General features: G+C 67.1%; 17 protein-coding genes. 7 read left to right on the top strand and 10 right to left on the bottom strand.

From position 1 onward, the window contains the following. Nucleotides 1–3 precede the first annotated feature (3 nt). The 3 genes from ACO1P8_RS18970 to ACO1P8_RS18960 are packed head-to-tail and all read right to left on the bottom strand — an operon-like array spanning nucleotide 4 to nucleotide 2,214. The gene (locus ACO1P8_RS18970; RefSeq protein ID WP_486297442.1) at nucleotides 4–1,047 is read right to left on the bottom strand and encodes a 5-oxoprolinase subunit C family protein; all 1,044 of its coding nucleotides are present in this window, start codon (nucleotides 1,045–1,047) and stop codon (nucleotides 4–6) included. Beyond that, the gene (gene pxpB, locus ACO1P8_RS18965) at nucleotides 1,044–1,769 is read right to left on the bottom strand and encodes a 5-oxoprolinase subunit PxpB (protein ID WP_486297441.1); all 726 of its coding nucleotides are present in this window, start codon (nucleotides 1,767–1,769) and stop codon (nucleotides 1,044–1,046) included. The genes ACO1P8_RS18970 and pxpB overlap by 4 nt, the downstream gene beginning before the upstream one ends. A 13-nt stretch (nucleotides 1,770–1,782) precedes the next feature. Continuing rightward, entirely contained in the window at nucleotides 1,783–2,214 is a 432-nt protein-coding gene (locus ACO1P8_RS18960; RefSeq protein ID WP_094844010.1) for a VOC family protein, read from the bottom strand. A gap of 98 nt (nucleotides 2,215–2,312) precedes the next feature. Between ACO1P8_RS18960 and ACO1P8_RS18955 the strand changes: the two genes are divergently transcribed. Beyond that, a complete protein-coding gene (locus ACO1P8_RS18955) occupies nucleotides 2,313–3,191 on the top strand; it encodes a LysR family transcriptional regulator (RefSeq protein WP_486297476.1) in 879 nt (292 codons plus the stop codon). A 9-nt stretch (nucleotides 3,192–3,200) separates the two neighbouring features. On the opposite strand, the gene serA is transcribed toward ACO1P8_RS18955, so the two are convergent. The 3 genes from serA to phoB form a co-directional block, all read right to left on the bottom strand. Continuing rightward, complete coding sequence (gene serA / locus ACO1P8_RS18950) at nucleotides 3,201–4,400, bottom strand: phosphoglycerate dehydrogenase (RefSeq protein ID WP_486297440.1); 1,200 nt, start codon at nucleotides 4,398–4,400, stop codon at nucleotides 3,201–3,203. 146 nt (nucleotides 4,401–4,546) lie between these two features. Continuing rightward, nucleotides 4,547–5,854, bottom strand: a complete 1,308-nt coding sequence (phoR, locus tag ACO1P8_RS18945; RefSeq protein ID WP_486297439.1) for a phosphate regulon sensor histidine kinase PhoR — start codon at nucleotides 5,852–5,854, stop codon at nucleotides 4,547–4,549. Next, a complete protein-coding gene (phoB, locus tag ACO1P8_RS18940; protein WP_094844007.1) occupies nucleotides 5,851–6,564 on the bottom strand; it encodes a phosphate regulon transcriptional regulator PhoB in 714 nt (237 codons plus the stop codon). The genes phoR and phoB overlap by 4 nt, the downstream gene beginning before the upstream one ends. A 169-nt stretch (nucleotides 6,565–6,733) precedes the next feature. On the opposite strand from phoB, the gene ubiE reads away from it, so the two are divergent. The 6 genes from ubiE to rfaE2 all read left to right on the top strand — a co-directional run bounded on the left by ubiE (nucleotide 6,734) and on the right by rfaE2 (nucleotide 13,108). Then, nucleotides 6,734–7,510 carry a bifunctional demethylmenaquinone methyltransferase/2-methoxy-6-polyprenyl-1,4-benzoquinol methylase UbiE gene (gene ubiE / locus ACO1P8_RS18935; protein WP_486297438.1) on the top strand — a complete coding sequence of 259 codons (777 nt, stop codon included), beginning with the start codon at nucleotides 6,734–6,736 and terminating at the stop codon, nucleotides 7,508–7,510. A 250-nt stretch (nucleotides 7,511–7,760) separates the two neighbouring features. Beyond that, nucleotides 7,761–8,774, top strand: a complete 1,014-nt coding sequence (locus tag ACO1P8_RS18930; RefSeq protein WP_486297437.1) for a Tim44 domain-containing protein — start codon at nucleotides 7,761–7,763, stop codon at nucleotides 8,772–8,774. Nucleotides 8,775–9,013: 239 nt separating this feature from the next. Beyond that, nucleotides 9,014–9,712, top strand: coding sequence for a ubiquinone biosynthesis accessory factor UbiJ (locus tag ACO1P8_RS18925; protein WP_486297436.1), 699 nt, complete (start codon nucleotides 9,014–9,016; stop codon nucleotides 9,710–9,712). A gap of 3 nt (nucleotides 9,713–9,715) precedes the next feature. Next, complete coding sequence (gene ubiB / locus ACO1P8_RS18920; protein ID WP_486297435.1) at nucleotides 9,716–11,269, top strand: ubiquinone biosynthesis regulatory protein kinase UbiB; 1,554 nt, start codon at nucleotides 9,716–9,718, stop codon at nucleotides 11,267–11,269. Nucleotides 11,270–11,603: 334 nt separating this feature from the next. Continuing rightward, nucleotides 11,604–12,506, top strand: coding sequence for a ferritin-like domain-containing protein (locus ACO1P8_RS18915; RefSeq protein WP_486297434.1), 903 nt, complete (start codon nucleotides 11,604–11,606; stop codon nucleotides 12,504–12,506). A gap of 116 nt (nucleotides 12,507–12,622) precedes the next feature. Next, a complete protein-coding gene (gene rfaE2 / locus ACO1P8_RS18910) occupies nucleotides 12,623–13,108 on the top strand; it encodes a D-glycero-beta-D-manno-heptose 1-phosphate adenylyltransferase (protein WP_486297433.1) in 486 nt (161 codons plus the stop codon). Between the two features lie 30 nt (nucleotides 13,109–13,138). On the opposite strand, the gene ACO1P8_RS18905 is transcribed toward rfaE2, so the two are convergent. The 4 genes from ACO1P8_RS18905 to ACO1P8_RS18890 all read right to left on the bottom strand — a co-directional run. Further along, nucleotides 13,139–13,819 carry a protein-L-isoaspartate O-methyltransferase family protein gene (locus tag ACO1P8_RS18905; protein ID WP_486297432.1) on the bottom strand — a complete coding sequence of 227 codons (681 nt, stop codon included), beginning with the start codon at nucleotides 13,817–13,819 and terminating at the stop codon, nucleotides 13,139–13,141. Nucleotides 13,820–13,874: 55 nt separating this feature from the next. Next, nucleotides 13,875–14,684 (bottom strand): bifunctional hydroxymethylpyrimidine kinase/phosphomethylpyrimidine kinase, encoded by an 810-nt coding sequence (gene thiD / locus ACO1P8_RS18900; protein ID WP_486297431.1) that lies wholly within the window; start codon nucleotides 14,682–14,684, stop codon nucleotides 13,875–13,877. Continuing rightward, nucleotides 14,681–15,469 (bottom strand): thiazole synthase, encoded by a 789-nt coding sequence (locus tag ACO1P8_RS18895; RefSeq protein WP_094843999.1) that lies wholly within the window; start codon nucleotides 15,467–15,469, stop codon nucleotides 14,681–14,683. The genes thiD and ACO1P8_RS18895 overlap by 4 nt, the downstream gene beginning before the upstream one ends. A gap of 232 nt (nucleotides 15,470–15,701) precedes the next feature. Next, nucleotides 15,702–16,298: ABC transporter substrate-binding protein (locus tag ACO1P8_RS18890; protein WP_486297430.1), on the bottom strand; the 597-nt coding region annotated here is incomplete at its 5' end.

The following is a 16,298-nucleotide window of genomic DNA, read 5'->3' as shown; positions in this document are numbered from 1 at the left end:
CCGTCAGTCCGGTTCGTATGTATGGCGCGCATACAGCGCGCGCAGGGGCGCGAGGGCCGCGGCCAGGTGCGCGAATGCGGTCTCCCGATCGCTGTCCAGCCGCTGTGCCTGCTCCAGGGAAATCATTTCAAAGCGTATGGTGCTACCGGGCGCGGTTTGTGCCAAGGCCGGGAGATCGACGCTGGCGACCTGGGCGATTTTGGGATAGCCGCCGGTGGTCTGGCGGTCTGCCATCAGCACGATGGGCGCGCCATCGGCGGGGACCTGGACTGTGCCGAAGCAGGTAGCCTCCGACAGCATCTGGCGTGGGGTGTCCATGGCCAGCGCCGGGCCGTCCAGCCTGTATCCCATGCGGTCGGACTGCGGCGTCACGATGAACGGCTCCTGGCCGAAGGCCGCGCGCGCCGCGGCGCTGAAGTCTTCCCATTGCCGTCCCGGCATCGCCCGCACCGTGGCCCGCGTCCGCGCGGCCAGCGTGCCCGGCAGGTACAGCCGCGTCTGCCATTGGGCATCCTCCAGCGCATCCAGGCCGTCGTCGCGCAGGTACAAGCGCAGCTCGATGGTGTCGCCCTTGGCCAGCGCCCGCCCATGGTGGCCGCCGAAACCGCTGCGCAGATAGGTGCTTTCGCTACCCATCAGCGGCGGTACCGCGAAGCCGCCGTGGACCGCCAGATAGGCGCGCAGGCCCGGCGCCGCGCCGGGCGCGGTCTCGCCGGGCGCGAAGATGGGCGCGCCGAAAGAGAGCTCGTCGCCCGCGCGAGCCAGCAGCGGCCGGTTAACCGGTAACGGTTGGCCGTTCAGCGCGGCGCGCAGCGATGCGCCGCCCAGGGCGAAGCAGGCGGCACGTTCGAAGCGCAGCGTCGGCCCCTGCAGGGTGATTTCCAGCGAGGCGGTGCGCGCCGGGTCGTTGCCCGCAAGGAGGCTGGCCAGGCGGTGGGCCCTGGCGTCCATGGCGCCGGCGGCCGGTATGCCCTGGTGCTGGTAGCCCAGCCGTCCCAGGTCCTGCAAGGAGGACAGCAAGCCCGGCTTCAACACGCGAACGCTCATGCCTGCTCCGCCCGCATGCGCGCGAAGGTGGCCGCATCGATCGGAACGAAGCGGATCCGGTCGCCGGGCTGCAGCAGCGACGCCGGTTCGCGTGCCGGATCGAACAGCTTCAATGGCGTGGCGCCGATGATGTTCCATCCGCCCGGCAGGCGGCTGGGATAGATCACGGTCTGGCGGTTGGCGATGGCCACCGATCCCATCGGCACGGCGGTGCGCGGCGAGGCGCGCCGCGGCAGGTTCAGGCGCGCGTCGTGCACGCCGATATAGGGATGGCCCGGCGCGAATCCCAGCATGAACACCATGCTGCCGGGCTGCGTATGCAAGGCGACGATCTCGTCCGGCGTGACGCCGACAGCGCGCGCGACTTCCGGCAGGTCGGGGCCGTGCTCGCCGCCATAGCAGACGGGCACTTCCACGTCCCGGGCGGTATTGTCCGCGTCCGGTATGCCCGCGGCCAGCAGGGTTTCGATGCGGCGGGCCAGAAATGCGAAGGTCGGGCCGGCGTTATCCGGCCCGGGCGAGTAATGCACCGCCACCGCGACGAACGAAGGGACGACGTCGGTGACGCCGGGCAGCCCGGCGTCGCGCAGCAGGGCCGCCACGGCCAGGCAGCGCCGCCCCACGCCGGCGTCGATGGAATCGCCGAACACGACCAGCAGGCAGCGATCGCCCTGCGGATAGATGTGCCAGACCGGCGCCGGCTGACCGGGCGCGGTGTCCACGTGCCGCCGCGCCCTATTTGGCGAACAGCGAGTCCATGTTCTTGAAGGCCTTGAACTCCAGGGCGTTGCCCGACGGATCCAGGAAGAACATCGTCGCCTGTTCGCCGACTTCGCCCTTGAAGCGGATATAGGGCTCGATGACGAACTTGGTACCGGCCTTGGTCAGCTTGTCCGCCATGGTTTCCCATTGCTCCATGGAGAGCACGGCGCCGAAGTGGCGTACCGGCACGTCATGATCGTCGACGGCGCTGGTCTGCTTGTGGCCGCATTCGTCGGGCGCCAGGTGGGCGACGATCTGGTGGCCGTAGAAATTGAAGTCCACCCATTCCGGCGCGCTGCGCCCCTCCGGACAGCCCAGCAGGTCGCCATAGAAGCGCCGGGCCTCGGCGATATCGCGGACCGGGAAGGCCAGGTGGAAAGGGGGCATGGCGGCTTGGGCACTCATTCGGGACTCCAGGGTGGGGTAGAAAGCGAATGCTAGTTTATGGATTGTTTTTTTGATTGAAAAACGATATTTTTTTGGACTTACAATCAATTTTAATGATGCTTACCGAGTTCCGCACCTTCGTCGCCGTGGCCCGCGACGGCACCTTCACGGGGGCCGGGCGCCAGCTCGGCCTGACCCAGTCCGCCGTCAGCGCGCAGATCCGCCGGCTGGAAGAGTTCCTCGGCGTGTCGTTGTTCGACCGCACGGCGCGGTCCGCCACCTTGAATGACGCGGGGCGCGACATCCTGGCGCAGACCGAGGAAGTGCTGGGCCTCGTTAACCGCATGGTGGCGCAGGCGGGCAACGGCCACGTTACCGGTTCGCTGCGCGTGGCGGCCATCGCTTCCGTGCAGCAGGATCTGCTGGTGACCGCCTTGCGTCTGTTCAGGGCCGATTTCCCCGATGTCAGCGTGCGCATCGTGCCCGGCGTGTCGCTGTCGCTGCTGGCTCATGTGGATGCCGCGGAAGTGGACCTGGCGGTACTCATCCGCCCGCCCTTCAATCTGCCGCCGGAGCTGGCGTGGCAACCGTTGCTGAGCGAACCCATGGTCCTGGCCGTGCCCGCCGCGATGCCGGAGATGGGCTGGCGCGATGCCCTGGGCGCACGGCCCTTCATCCGCTACGACCGCGCCTCGTTCGGCGGGCGGCTGGTGGATGTGTTCCTGCGCCGGCATCGCCTGGCGGTCCACGAAGCCGTGGAGCTGGATGAGATAGACGCCATCGCGAATCTGGTGCGCGCCGGCCTCGGCGTGGCGCTGTTGCCGCGCACGCGGCACCTGGACACGCGCGACCTGCGCTTGCTGGACCTCGGCGCGGCCGGCTTCGAACGCGAAATCGGTATCGTCAGCCGGCGGGCTGCCGACGCGGCGGGGGTGGCGTCGCGCATGGCCGCCTGCCTGCGCGCCGCGGTGCAGGCAGGTCCTGCGGGTGGATGAGCCAGGGCCCTAGATGCGCTGGCAGCGGATCGTCACCGGATGGCCGCACAGCGTCTTCATGATGTCGTCGTTCACGATGCCATCGACGTCGGTCACGACATAGCCGATATCGCCGCGGGTCTGCAGGTTCTGGCTAAGGATGTTCAGGCCGTGCTGTGCCAGCAGATTGTCCAGCGTGCCAAGCGCGCCGGGCACGTTGCGGTGGATATGCAGGATGCGCGCGCTGCCGGTGCGTTCGGTGAACGGTAGTTCGGGGAAATTGACGGCGCCCTTGGTGGTGCCGGCCTGCAGGTAGCGCACCAGCTTTTCGGCGACCTCGCGCCCGATGTTCTCCTGCGATTCCTGCGTGCTGCCGCCGATGTGCGGGGTAAGGATCACATTGGGCATGCCGATCAGCGGGCTGGCCAGGGGCTCGTCCACGCTTTTCGGCTCCGTCGGGAACACGTCCAGCGCCGCGCCGGCCAGATGCCCGGAGGCCAGCGCGCCGTGCAGCGCGTCGATGTCCACGACGGTGCCGCGCGATGCATTGATGAGGATGGCGCCGCGCTTCATGCGCGCCAGCGTGTCGGCGTTCATGATGTTCTGCGTGTCGCGCCCGCCCGGTACGTGCAGCGTGACGACATCGCTTTGCGCCAGCAGTTCGGCCAGCGTGTTCACGGCGTGCGCATTGCCCAGGGGCAGCTTGGCCTCCACGTCGTGATACACCACGCGCATGCCCACGCTTTCGGCCAGCGTGCCCACCTGCGAACCGATGTTGCCGTAGCCGATCACGCCCAGCGTCTTGCCGCGCGCCTCGTAGGCGCCGGATGCGGTCTTGTCCCAATGGCCCTGATGCACGCGCGTGCTTTTTTCGGGAATGCGGCGCAATAGCAGGATGGCTTCGGCCAGGACCAGCTCCGCCACCGAGCGCGTATTCGAAAACGGCGCGTTGAACACGGGCACGCCGTGATGCAGGGCGCTGTCCAGGTCGACCTGGTTGGTGCCGATGCAGAAGCAGCCCACGACCCGCACATCGGGGAATTGCTCGAAGTGCGACGCATCCAGGTGCGTGCGCGAGCGGATACCCACGGCATCCGCGCCGCGCAGGGCGCTGCGCAATTCGTCAGGCGGCAGCGAGGACGAATACGTTTGGATATCCGTGTAGCCGGCGTCGCGGAATACCGCCACGCCGCTGGGATGGATGTTTTCGAACAGGACAATACGCGTCATGCTGCATGCTCCCTGTAAATCCGGATATCCGGATGCGCAATCATCATGCCAGGGAAGCGCGCGCGGACGCGCCTTGGCCCCACCCGGAGCAGGGCGAATCCGCATGGCGTATCGCTACGGGCCGCCCCGAGCAGGCCGCGCGGGTGTCAGGCCCCGTCGCTGTCGACCACGCGTTCGGGCGGGAAAAGCAGCGAAAACGTGCTGCCCTTGCCCACTTCGCTGGCGATGCTCAGCTCGGCATCGTGGCGCATGGCGATGTGCTTGGTGATCGCCAGCCCCAGGCCCGTGCCGCCCACCGCGCGCGAGCGGCCGCGGTCGACCCTGTAGAAGCGTTCGGTCAGGCGCGGGATGTGCCGCGCGGCGATGCCGATGCCGGTGTCCTGCACGCTGTAGCGCGCGCCGCCTTCCGGCAGGCGTTCCCAGCGTACCGTGATCGTTCCGCCTTCGGGCGTGTAGCGCACCGCGTTGGTCAGCAGATTCGAAATCGCCGACGATAGTTCGCTTTCCGAACCCAGCAGGTCCAGGCCTTCATCGAGATGCCAGGCCACGGCATGGCGGCCGGCCGACAGCGCCTCGGTCTGCTGGCGGGCGGTCTGCAGCAGAGCGGCCATGCGCACGCGGTGCGGCTCGGCGTTGGGCGAAGATTCCAGCGTCGACAATGTCAGCAGGTCGGCGACGATGGCCTGCATCCGTTGCGCCTGCTCGTGCATCATCGTCAGGTACTGCTCGCGCTGTTCCCGCGTCAGGGCCTCGTCGGGCATTTCCCGCATGGTTTCCAGGAAACCCGCCAGTACCGTCAGCGGCGTGCGCAGTTCGTGCGAAACGTTGGCCACGAAGTCGCGCCGCGTCGTTTCCAGTTTCTCGATCTGCGTGACGTCGCGCGTGATCAGCAGGCGCTGGTCGCGCGCGTAGGCGGTCAGCTGCATCATCAACAGGCGTTCCTGGCTGCCTACCGCCATCCTGACCAGGATGGGTTCGGGCCAGTCTTCCTGGCGGCTGTACTCGATGAACTCGGGCGCGCGCACCAGGTTCAGCAGGTTGCTGCCGCGGTCGGCCGGCAGGCGCAGCCCCAGGTGCTGGCGCGCGACGCGATTGCACCAATCGATCTGCAGATCCTGATTCAGGGTGACCGCGCCATCGGGCAGCGCCTGCGCGGCCGCCAGCATGCCCTGCATCGCATCGCGGCTTTCCGTCAGCTGGCGCGCCTGTCCGCGCAGGTAGCGGTACAACGGCGCCAGGATATCGTCCCAGGGGCCCACTGCGGCGGGCGGCGCCGTTTCGGGATTGCGGGCCCATTGCGCCACCCTTTGCAGGCGCGTGCTGCGCGCCAGCAAGGTCAGGACCAGGCCCCCGCACATCAGCGCCCAGCCGATGGGGTTGCCGAGCAGCCATTGGGCCAGCGCGGCCAGGATCGCCCACAGGGCGATCAGGAGTATCGTGCGCAACAAAATCATTGTGCGCTGGTTTTACCGGGCGGAAGCTGTGCTGTAAACCGGTAGCCGCTGCCGCGGACGGTTTCGACGTGCATATCGTGGCCGGTCGGCTCCAGCGCCTTGCGCAGGCGCCGGATATGGACGTCGACGGTGCGCTCTTCGACGAAAACGTGATCGCCCCATACCTGGTCCAGCAGCTGCGAGCGGGAGAACACGCGTTCCGGATGCGTCATGAAGAAATGCAGCAGGCGGAATTCCGTCGGCCCGATCTGCAGGGGATGGCCGCCGCCGTTCAAGCGATGCGTCACCGGGTCCAGTTTGAGGCCGGCCACATCGATGACGTCGTCCGTCAGCTGCGGCGCACGGCGGCGCAGTACCGCCTTGATGCGCGCCATCAGCTCCTTGGGCGAGAACGGCTTGGTGATGTAGTCGTCGGCACCGGCTTCCAGGCCGTCCACTTTGTCCTGCTCCGAGCCCTTGGCGGTCAGCATGATAACGGGGACGGTACGGGTGCGCTCCTCCGTTCGCAGCTTGCGGGCCAGGGACAAGCCGGAAGTGCCCGGCAGCATCCAGTCCAGCAGGATCAGGTCGGGCAGTTCCGCCCGGATCAAGGTCTGCGCCTGGTCTGCATCGAAGGCGCGCAGCACTTTATGCCCGGCGAAGGACAGGTTGACGGCGATCAGTTCCTGGATGGCCGGTTCATCTTCGACTACGAGTATGGTGCTGGACATGTTGTGTGCTGCGTAACGGTGGCGGCCCTGGGGAAGGATGGGCGCGAACGTTGCGATAGTATGGCCGTAATATTTCAGGTATGTGACGCAGCTTGGCCCGATGCGCCCGTACCACCGCCGGGAAGCCTGCGCCATCGGCTACCATACCCGGTTGATTCGGGAATCCACTATGCAAAACCCCAATTCCGCGCCCGGCGATGACGCTGCGTCCTCCGGGACTACCCATTTCGGTTTCAAGACGGTGCAGGAAACCGAAAAAGCCCGCAAGGTCGCCGAAGTCTTCCATTCCGTGGCCTCCCGCTACGACGTCATGAACGACCTGATGTCGGCCGGCCTGCACCGGGTCTGGAAAGCCTTCACCATCGGTCGCGCCGCCGTGCGCCCCGGCATGAAGGTACTCGATATCGCCGGCGGCACGGGAGACCTGGCGCGCGCGTTCGCGCGGCGTGCCGGTCCGGAAGGGCAGGTGTGGCTGACCGACATCAACGATTCCATGCTGCGCGTGGGCCGCGACCGGCTGGCGGACAGCGGGCTGCTGCTGCCGGTGGCCGTCTGCGATGCCGAGCGGCTGCCCTTCCCGTCCGGCTATTTCGACCGGGTCAGCGTGGCCTTCGGCCTGCGCAATATGACGCACAAGGATCGGGCCCTGGCCGAAATGGCGCGCGTGCTCAAGCCCGGCGGCAAGCTGCTGGTGCTGGAGTTCTCGCGCGTCGCCAAGCCGCTGGCGCCGGTCTACGACTGGTATTCGTTCAACATCCTGCCGTGGCTGGGGCGCAAGGTGGCCAAGGACGAGGCGAGCTATCGCTACCTGGCCGAATCGATCCGCATGCATCCGGACCAGGAAACGCTGGCCGGCATGCTGCGCGACGCCGGGCTGGAGCGCGTGCAGTACTTCAACCTGAGCGCCGGCGTGGTGGCGCTGCACGAAGGCATACGGCTGGGCTAACGCGCGCCTGCGCCTGCGTCGCTTGTTGCCCAGGCAAAAGTCGGATATCCTGTAGTTGTTCAGGTTTCTGTAAGAAAGCTTTTTTCGCCTCTGTGGCGGCCCGGCATCCGCGGCCGCCGGGCCGGGAAAGGGCCACACCGGAAACCCAGGCAAAACCCAATGACGTGCGCGAGGGGGCAACCCCGTCCGCGTAAGGGGCGATACGAGCCATCCGGCGCCGGCGTCTCGCGCACGACTACAGGAGCACACCATGTCAGGTTCTTTTTACCGTCGATTCCTGGCCGCGGCGCTTATCGCCGTGACCGGTATGGCCATGATCGCCACCTCGTTCGACGCCGAAGCCCGCCGCCTCGGCGGCGGCGGCAGTATCGGCCGCCAATCGCCCAATGTGACCATGCAGCGCCAGGCGACCACGCCGCCGGCCAGCACCGGTTCGGCTGCTTCGGCCGCGGCGCCTGCCGCCGGGGCCGCTACCGCGGGGGCGGCAGGCGCCGCCCGCAGCGGCGCGTCGCGCTGGCTGGGGCCTATCGCCGGTATCGCTGCCGGCCTGGGCCTGGCGGCGCTACTGTCGCACATGGGCCTGTCGGGCGCGTTCGCGGAAATGCTCTCCAGCCTGTTGCTGATCGGTCTGGTTGTCTTCGCGGTCCTGTTCATCGTTCGCCGCCTGCGCGGCGCCGGCCCGCGGCCGGCCATGCAAGGTGCCTACGGCATGGCGCGCCAGGCCGATACCGATACGCCGGTCCGTCCGGTTGCGTCGGGGCGTGATGCGCTGCCCGCCGGCGGTGCCGCACCCGCGTCCGCACCCGCGCCTTCTGCGCCGTCGTCCGCTTTCGGTGCGTCCGCCGCCGCCCCGCAGGCCGGTGCCGAAGGCAACTGGTTCATCCCCGGCGATTTCGACACGCAGGGCTTCCTGAAGCAGGCCAAGGAACAATTCGTCCGCATCCAGGGCGTATGGGATAGCGGAGATACCGAACGCCTCCGCGAATACCTGACCGACGATCTGATCGTCGAACTCAAACCGCAACTGACCGAACGCCAGGGCGCCCCCAACCAGACGGAAGTGGTGCTGCTCAATGCCGAGATGCTGGGTATCGAGGCGGTTTCGGATGGCCACCTGGCCAGCGTCCGATTCTCCGGCATGTTGCGCGAAGCTCCGGGTACCGAAGCCTTCCGTTTCGAAGAGGTCTGGAACCTGTTCAAGCCCACGCAGGGCGGATGGCTGCTGGCGGGTATCCAGCAGATTCCCGTTCAGTACGCCAGCTGATAGCCGCGCTGTTCCTCCGTGCTTCCGCGGTTTGCCTTGCTCGGGCAACCGCCCTCACGCCGGCTCCCCAGGGGCCGGCTTTTTTTCGGCTACGCGCGGCCGGTTGCCAGCGGCGCCCGCCCGCCCGCCGGCACGGCTTTCCGGTCCCGATAACGCGGGCGCCGGGCGGGCTGGCCGGGCGACCCGTTAAACTTGCGGTCTGACCATCCCAGGGCGCCGTCGCCTTCCGTCGTAAATCCATGCTTCCGATCCCCGCCTTGCCCGATCCCGGCCGTCCTGCCGTACGCGCGCTCAACGCCTTGCTGCGGCGCGAGGACTGGGCCCGTGCTCGCCTGAGCCGCCATGCCGGCAAGACCGTGCGCCTGGCCGTCGGCGCGTTCAAACTGTCGCTGACCATCGACAGCGAAGGCTATGCGGATCTCGCGGATCCAGCGGTGGTGCCGGATGTGACCCTGACGGCGGACCCTGCGCGTTTCCGCATCGCGCGGCTGTTCCAGGCCGGCACGGAAAGCGCCGATCCCGCCGCCGCGGCCCGCGCGCGCGCCGACGCCATTGCCGACATGACGCACATATCCGGAGACGCCGGCCTGGCCCAGGTCGTGGCGGAACTGGCCGCGCAGTTGCGCTGGGATGTCGAGGACGACCTCGCGCGCTGGTTCGGCGATATCGCCGCGTCCCGGCTCGTCGGCGGGGCGCGCGCCCTGTCGTCCGGCCTGCGCGGGGCCGCCGCGCGGCTGGGGAACAATCTGGCCGAGTACCTTTCGCAGGAGCGGCCCGTCCTGACGCCGCGCGCGCTATTGGAAAACTGGGCCCGCGATATCGGACGCGCCAATGCGGCGCTGGACGCCGCGCAGGCGCGCGCTGCGGCGCTGCAGGCGCGGCTGCAGCGCTTGCAGGACGTCCAACGCGCGGCGGGTGCCCGCACTGGTGGCGCCTGAGCGATGCTGACTTTTCTTCGTTTCGTGCGCATCGTGCTCGTGGCCCTGCGCTACGGCCTGGACGAGCTGGTACTGTCCAGCCTGAATCACCCGCTGGCGACGCTGCTGCTGCGTGTCAGCCGCTTCGGCACCCGGCCGAGTTCGCCGCGCGGCGTGCGCCTGCGCCGCGCGCTGGAATCCCTGGGTCCGATTTTCGTGAAGTTCGGCCAGGTACTGTCTACCCGGCGCGATCTGATCCCCGCCGATATCGCCGCCGAATTGGCGTTGTTGCAGGATCGCGTTCCTCCCTTCCCGTCGGAGCAGGCCGCGCAATGCATCGAAGCCGCGCTGGGTGCGCCGCCGGCCACGTTGTTCAAACACTTCGAAGTCGATCCGGTGGCGTCGGCATCCATCGCGCAGGTGCATTTCGCGGTGCTGCACGACGGCCGCGAAGTCGCGGTCAAGGTGCTGCGGCCGGGCATGCTGAACATCATCGAGAAAGACCTGACCCTGCTGCGCACCCTGGCCGCGGTGATCGAGCGGCTTGGGCCGGACGGGCGCCGCCTGAAGCCGCGCGAAGTCGTGGCCGAATTCGATAAATACCTGCACGACGAATTGGATCTGGTGCGGGAAGCGTCCAACTGCAGCCAACTTCGGCGCAACTTCGGTCCCGAGAGCGGGCGCGGCAGGATGCTGATCGTGCCGGAGGTCATCTGGGAATTCACCGCCAATACGGTCTTCACCATGGAGCGTATGTACGGCATTCCCGTGGGCCAGACCGGGCGGCTGAGGGCGGCCGGGATCGATATCCAGAAGCTCGCCCGCACGGGCGTGGAGATCTTCTTCACCCAGGTGTTCAGCGACGGCTTTTTCCACGCCGACATGCACCCCGGCAATATCTACGTATCCGATCGCGACGATACGCTGGGCCACTACATCGCCCTGGATTTCGGTATCGTCGGTTCGCTTTCGGAATTCGACAAGAACTACCTGGCGCAGAATTTCCTGGCCTTCTTCCGCCGCGATTACCGGCGCGTGGCACAGCTGCACATCGAATCGGGCTGGGTACCGGCGGATACGCGCGAGGAAGAACTGGAAGGCGCGGTGCGCGCGGTGTGCGAACCGTATTTCGACCGGCCACTGTCGGAGATTTCGCTGGGGCAGGTGCTGCTGCGCCTGTTTCAGACGTCGCGGCGCTTCAATGTGGAAATCCAGCCTCAGCTGGTCCTGCTGCAGAAGACCTTGCTGAACGTCGAAGGGCTGGGGCGCGAGCTGGACCCGGACCTGGACCTCTGGAAAACAGCCAAGCCCTACCTGGAGCGCTGGATGCGCGAGCGCATCGGCCTGGCGGGACTGAAGAAGCAGATGGAGAAAGAAGCGGCGCAGTGGTCCCAGATCCTGCCCGCGCTGCCGCGCCTGGTGCACGATCGCCTGAACCGCCCGAACGTCGAACCCGCCGTGCTGCTGGAGCTGGACCGGCTGCGCAAGGCCCAGGAGCATACCAACCGGCTGTTGTCCGTCGTCGCGGCGGTGCTGGCGGTGGGTGTCGCGTTGATTGTCTGGTTTTCCACCCGCTGAGGACCGCCGCGCCTGAACGCCGGTCCGTCCGCGTCCGTTTTTTTATCCCCTGTTGTTCAGTCAGCGGGCATACAACCCGGCCTGTTCGTCAGCGCGCCCCGCATACGCGGGCAACAGGCCTTTCGTCATAGTTCTGCCATGTATCTGTCATCAAGTATTCGCATGTAAAAGCGATAAAGGAATACCGCGAATGGGACTTATCGCCCATACGCGTTTTTTGCCCGGCTTTATCTCGCGTACGCACCACAAATCCATAAGCGATGCGCGCCCGCGCGGCCATGATATGGGGCCATACGAGTGCGGGGGACACTTACTATCTTTTCGGACCCAAACCATGCTTTATCCGCAACTTTTCAAATCCATGGAAGCCGTGCGCTGGAATATGTCGACCGACATCCCATGGGATGACTTCGATGGCGCCAAGCTGTCCGATGAACAGGCGCGGACCATCAAAATGAATGCGATCACCGAGTGGGCGGCGCTGCCCGCGACGGAGATGTTCCTGCGCGACAACCACGGCGACAGCGATTTTTCCGCTTTCATGTCGGTCTGGTTCTTCGAGGAGCAGAAGCATTCCCTGGTGCTGATCGAATACCTGCGCCGCTTCCGGCCGGACCTGATGCCCACGGAAGAAGAGCTGCACAAAGTGCGCTTCGAATTCGATCCCGCTCCGCCGCTGGAAACCCTGATGCTGCATTTCTGCGGCGAGATACGCCTGAACCACTGGTATCGTTGCGCCGCCAACTGGCACACCGAGCCGGTGATACAGGCCATCTACAAGACCATCTCGCAGGACGAAGCGCGCCATGCCGGCGCCTATCTGCAGTACATGCGCCGCGCGCTTTTCGATCGCGGCGAAACCACCCAGGCGCAGGCGCGCCTGGCATTCTCGAAGATCGGCATGCTGATGGCGTCGGCCGGCCGCACGCCGCAGGCCATGCACCCGACCAACCTGCATGTGAACAAGGCCCTGTTCCCCAACGACACGGTGCAGTGCCGCCTGCCGGAACCTGGCTGGCTGGAACGCTGGCTGGATACGCAGATCCGCTTCGACGGCGTCTGGGAAAAGAAGGTCGGCGACCGCATCCTGCATATTCTGTCCAGGCTGCTGGATCGCAGCTTCGAGTCGGTCAAGGACCTGAACCGCTATCGCAAGGAAATCATGTCGCTGATGGAGCGCGGTGGCGATGCCGGCATGGCCGACGCGCGCGGGATGGCGTCCCTGGTCATGGGCTGAAGCACGGCCCGGGCAGCGGGGTCTGCCATGCGCGCGGCCGCAAGGCGACGGAGCGCGCCACGCAGGCCTGGCGTGCGCCGGCGCGCGCGCCCCGCGCGCATCGTTAAAATGCGCCCATGACAGCCCGCTTCGAATCCAAAATCCTGACCCCTCGGCAATGCGTGGACGCGCTCGCCGACGGCCGTCTGCCGCGGCCGCTGGTGTTCACCAATGGCGTGTTCGATATCCTGCATCGCGGCCACGTCACCTATCTGGACGAAAGCGCCCAGTTGGGCGCCGCGCTGGTGGTGGCAATCAATACGGATGCGTCGGCGCGCAGGCTGGGCAAGGGGCCCGAACGCCCGCTCAACAGCCAGGAGGACCGCGCCGCGCTGCTGGCGGCCCTGGCTTGCGTGGATGCCGTTACGTTCTTCGATGAAGACACGCCCGAAGCGTTGATCGGCCTGCTGCGGCCCGACGTCATCGTCAAGGGCGGCGACTACGACATGGAAACGCTGCCCGAAACCGCCCTGGTGCGCAGTTGGGGCGGACGGGCGGTGGCCGTGCCCTTCGAATTCCAGCGCTCTACGACGGCGCTGGTCCGCAAGATACAGGGCGGCTGAATGCCCCGGTAGCGGGGCGGCCCGTACCGCCTAGAACTTGAACTGGGACACCGTCGCGCCGCGCAGGGGCTTGATCACCGTTTCGAACAGGTTGACCGTCTCGAAGCTGGCTGCCGTCGTGCGCGTGATGCGGCAGGCAGTCATGACCGGAGCCGTCCCGACCACCACCACCATCCGGCCGCCGATGCGCAGCTGATACTTCAGGCCGTCCGGCACCACCGGCACGGAACCGGTCAGCAGGATGGCGTCGTATTCGGTCGTACCCCAGCCGTTGCGTCCGTCGCCCGTCTCGACCTTGACGTTGGCGGCATTGTTCATCTGCAGATTCTGCTGCGCGAAGGCCGCCAGCCGGCTATCGATCTCGATCGAGGTGACCTGTTGGGCCAGGGCGCCGAGCAGGGCGGCCTGGTAGCCCGAGCCGGTGCCGATTTCCAGAACGGCGTCCGTCGGCGCCAGCAGCAGTTCCTGGGCGAGCCGTGCCTCGACCTTGGGGGCGAGCATGCTTTCGCGCGTATCCACCGCATTGATCTGCAAGGGAATTTCCAGGTCGGAGAATGCCAGCGATCGCAGCGCGGGCGGCACGAAGAGCTCGCGGCGCACCTTGAAAAGGGCGGCCAGCACTTTCTCGTCCAGCACGTCCCAGGGGCGGATCTGCTGTTCCACCATGTTGAAGCGGGCTTGTTCGACGTCGGGCAGGGTTGAGGCGTTCATGACAGCGGAAAAAGAGTTCGGAGGCGAGGTAATTGTACCGATTTGCGTCCCGGGCCTACCACCACGCATGGAAATGATGTACGGGCCCGTGGCCCTTGCCGACGTCCAGCCGGTCCGCGTGGCGGATGGCCTCGGTCAGGTAGGCTTTGGCGCGGCGCGCCGCTTCCGGGATATCGCCGGTCTGCGGGATCAGCGCCGCCAGCGCCGCCGAGAGCGTGCAGCCGGTGCCGTGGGTATTGCGGGTGGCAAGGCGCGCCCCGGGCAGTTCGATCATGCGGTCGCCGTCATGCAGCAGGTCGATCGTGTCGTCGCCGGGCAGATGGCCGCCTTTCACCATGACCCAGCGCTGTCCGTCGTGGGCCATTTTGTTGCGCAGGCGCTCGGCGACGCGGCGCATTTCCTTGACCGTCTCGACCGGCCTTTCCTCGAGCAGGACGCCGGCTTCGGGCAGATTGGGGGTAAGCAGGGTCGCCTGCGGCAGCAGCGCCTCGCGCAGCATGCCGATGGCGGTGCGTTCCAGCAGCAGATCCCCGCTCTTGGCTACCATGACCGGGTCCAGCACCACATGCGCGGGCCGCCAGCGCGCCAGTTTTTCCGCGACCACCTGGATCACGGGCTGCTGGCCCAGCATGCCGATCTTCACGGCGTCGATGCGCACGTCGGCGAACAGCGTGTCGATTTGCTGGCCGACGAATTCCGCCGGTACGGGCGCGACGTGGCTGACGCCCTGGGTGTTCTGCGCCGTCAAGGCGGCGATCACGGCGCAGCCGTAGGCACCCAGCGCGCTCATGGCCTTCACATCGGCCAGTACGCCGGCGCCGCCGGATGGGTCGACGCCGGCGATGGAAAGCGCGTTGGGGATCATCGCACCACGCCTTCCGTGGGCGAGGACGGCGAGGCGCTGTAGAGCTTTTTGGGCATGCGTCCGGCCAGGTAGGCTTCGCGGCCCGCCTCGACGGCCTTCTTCATGGCGCTGGCCATCAGGATGGGGTCTTTGGCGCCGGCGATGGCAGTATTCATCAGCACGCCTTCGCAGCCGAGTTCCATGGCAATGGCGGCATCGGACGCCGTGCCGACGCCGGCATCCACCAGGACCGGCACGCGTGCCTGGTCCAGGATCAGGCGCAGGTTCCATGGGTTCAGGATACCCATGCCCGAACCGATCAGCGAGGCCAGCGGCATGACGGCGACCGCGCCCAGGTCTTCCAGCATGCGGGCCTGGATGGGGTCGTCCGTGCAATACACCATGACCTTGAACCCATCCTTGACCAGGATTTCCGTGGCCTTGAGCGTTTCGGGCATGTTGGGAAACAGGGTGTGCGGGTCGCCCAGCACTTCCAGCTTGACCAGGTCGTGGCCGTCCAGCAGTTCGCGCGCCAAACGCAATGTGCGCACCGCTTCGTCGGCGGTGTAGCAGCCGGCGGTGTTGGGCAGGTAGGTGAAGCGCGACGGCGGCACGAAATCCAGCAGGCTGGGCTCGTTGGCGTTCTGGCCCAGGTTGACGCGGCGGATGGCCACGGTGACGATCTCGCAGCCGCTGGCGTCCAGCGCCTGGCGGGTTTGCTCGAAATCCTTGTACTTGCCGGTACCGACGAGCAGGCGGGACCGGAACGTACGGCCGGCGACGGTGAAGGTATCTTGGGATGGCATGGCGGATGAGGAGTAACTGCCGTCGCCCGGATGGCGCGCGGCACACCCCCTCATGATAAAGCAGCGGGGCGGCAGCGGCGCCGGATGCCCTGAGGGCAGCGTGTGTATCGGGCGCGATTGACGTGCCAGCGGGTTTCACATGGCGTACTACGACTTGGCCAGTGCCGGGCCCAGGCTCGACAGGTGCACTGGGAAAGACCGCGTCCGATAGCCGCAAGCGTCGTATGGTTGATCAGCGCCGGACTGCCTCGGCGCTGGCCTCACGGGCCCGATCCAGCGCCGCGCATAGCGTTTCCGCCGCGTCGATCAGGCGTGGACCCGGGCGATACAGCACGTCCGCATCGATACCGACGACGCGGCCGGCCAGCGCCGCCGGCAGGCCGAGCGCGCGCCAGGCTGCCGTGGTGGCCGCCAGGCTGGCCGGGTTCGCCATGCCGGTGACGACTACGTCAGGGCGCGCCGCCAGCACGGCTTCCTGCGCGACCTGCGGCGCGGTGACCGGCGCGTCGGCGAACACATTGACGCCTCCGCACACGCGCAAGGCGTCGCTGACGATGCTGCTGCCGTTCAGTGTGTAGACAGGCTCGCGGCCTGCCTGGATGAAGACCCGCACCGGCGCGCGACCGGCATAGCGGGCCGCCAGCGCGTCGATGCGAGCCCGCAGCGATGCCGCTGCCGGCTCGGCGACCGCCTGCGTGCCGAACAGCACGCCCATGCGTTCGACGGCTTCCGGGATGTCGCGCAGGGTGCGCGGATCGCTGTAGTACACCGGAACGTTCAGTGCCCGCAGGACGGGCAGCAGAGGCGCTGCGCCACCCGGCAGCCAGGC

The organism is Bordetella sp., assembly GCF_057362025.1.
Note: the sequence above shows the minus strand (reverse complement) of the source record. Positions and strands in the feature narration are given on the sequence as shown.

Coding starts and splice junctions, on each gene's coding strand:
- ACO1P8_RS18970 (WP_486297442.1), bottom strand. CDS start 1,047: ATGAGCGTTCGCGTGTTGAAGCCGGGCTTGCTGTCCTCCTTGCAGGAC.
- rfaE2 (WP_486297433.1), top strand. CDS start 12,623: ATGACAGCCCGCTTCGAATCCAAAATCCTGACCCCTCGGCAATGCGTG.
- serA (WP_486297440.1), bottom strand. CDS start 4,400: ATGACGCGTATTGTCCTGTTCGAAAACATCCATCCCAGCGGCGTGGCG.
- ACO1P8_RS18930 (WP_486297437.1), top strand. CDS start 7,761: ATGTCAGGTTCTTTTTACCGTCGATTCCTGGCCGCGGCGCTTATCGCC.
- thiD (WP_486297431.1), bottom strand. CDS start 14,684: ATGATCCCCAACGCGCTTTCCATCGCCGGCGTCGACCCATCCGGCGGC.
- ACO1P8_RS18905 (WP_486297432.1), bottom strand. CDS start 13,819: ATGAACGCCTCAACCCTGCCCGACGTCGAACAAGCCCGCTTCAACATG.
- ubiB (WP_486297435.1), top strand. CDS start 9,716: ATGCTGACTTTTCTTCGTTTCGTGCGCATCGTGCTCGTGGCCCTGCGC.
- phoR (WP_486297439.1), bottom strand. CDS start 5,854: ATGATTTTGTTGCGCACGATACTCCTGATCGCCCTGTGGGCGATCCTG.
- ubiE (WP_486297438.1), top strand. CDS start 6,734: ATGCAAAACCCCAATTCCGCGCCCGGCGATGACGCTGCGTCCTCCGGG.
- ACO1P8_RS18960 (WP_094844010.1), bottom strand. CDS start 2,214: ATGAGTGCCCAAGCCGCCATGCCCCCTTTCCACCTGGCCTTCCCGGTC.
- phoB (WP_094844007.1), bottom strand. CDS start 6,564: ATGTCCAGCACCATACTCGTAGTCGAAGATGAACCGGCCATCCAGGAA.
- ACO1P8_RS18955 (WP_486297476.1), top strand. CDS start 2,313: ATGCTTACCGAGTTCCGCACCTTCGTCGCCGTGGCCCGCGACGGCACC.
- ACO1P8_RS18895 (WP_094843999.1), bottom strand. CDS start 15,469: ATGCCATCCCAAGATACCTTCACCGTCGCCGGCCGTACGTTCCGGTCC.
- ACO1P8_RS18925 (WP_486297436.1), top strand. CDS start 9,014: ATGCTTCCGATCCCCGCCTTGCCCGATCCCGGCCGTCCTGCCGTACGC.
- ACO1P8_RS18915 (WP_486297434.1), top strand. CDS start 11,604: ATGCTTTATCCGCAACTTTTCAAATCCATGGAAGCCGTGCGCTGGAAT.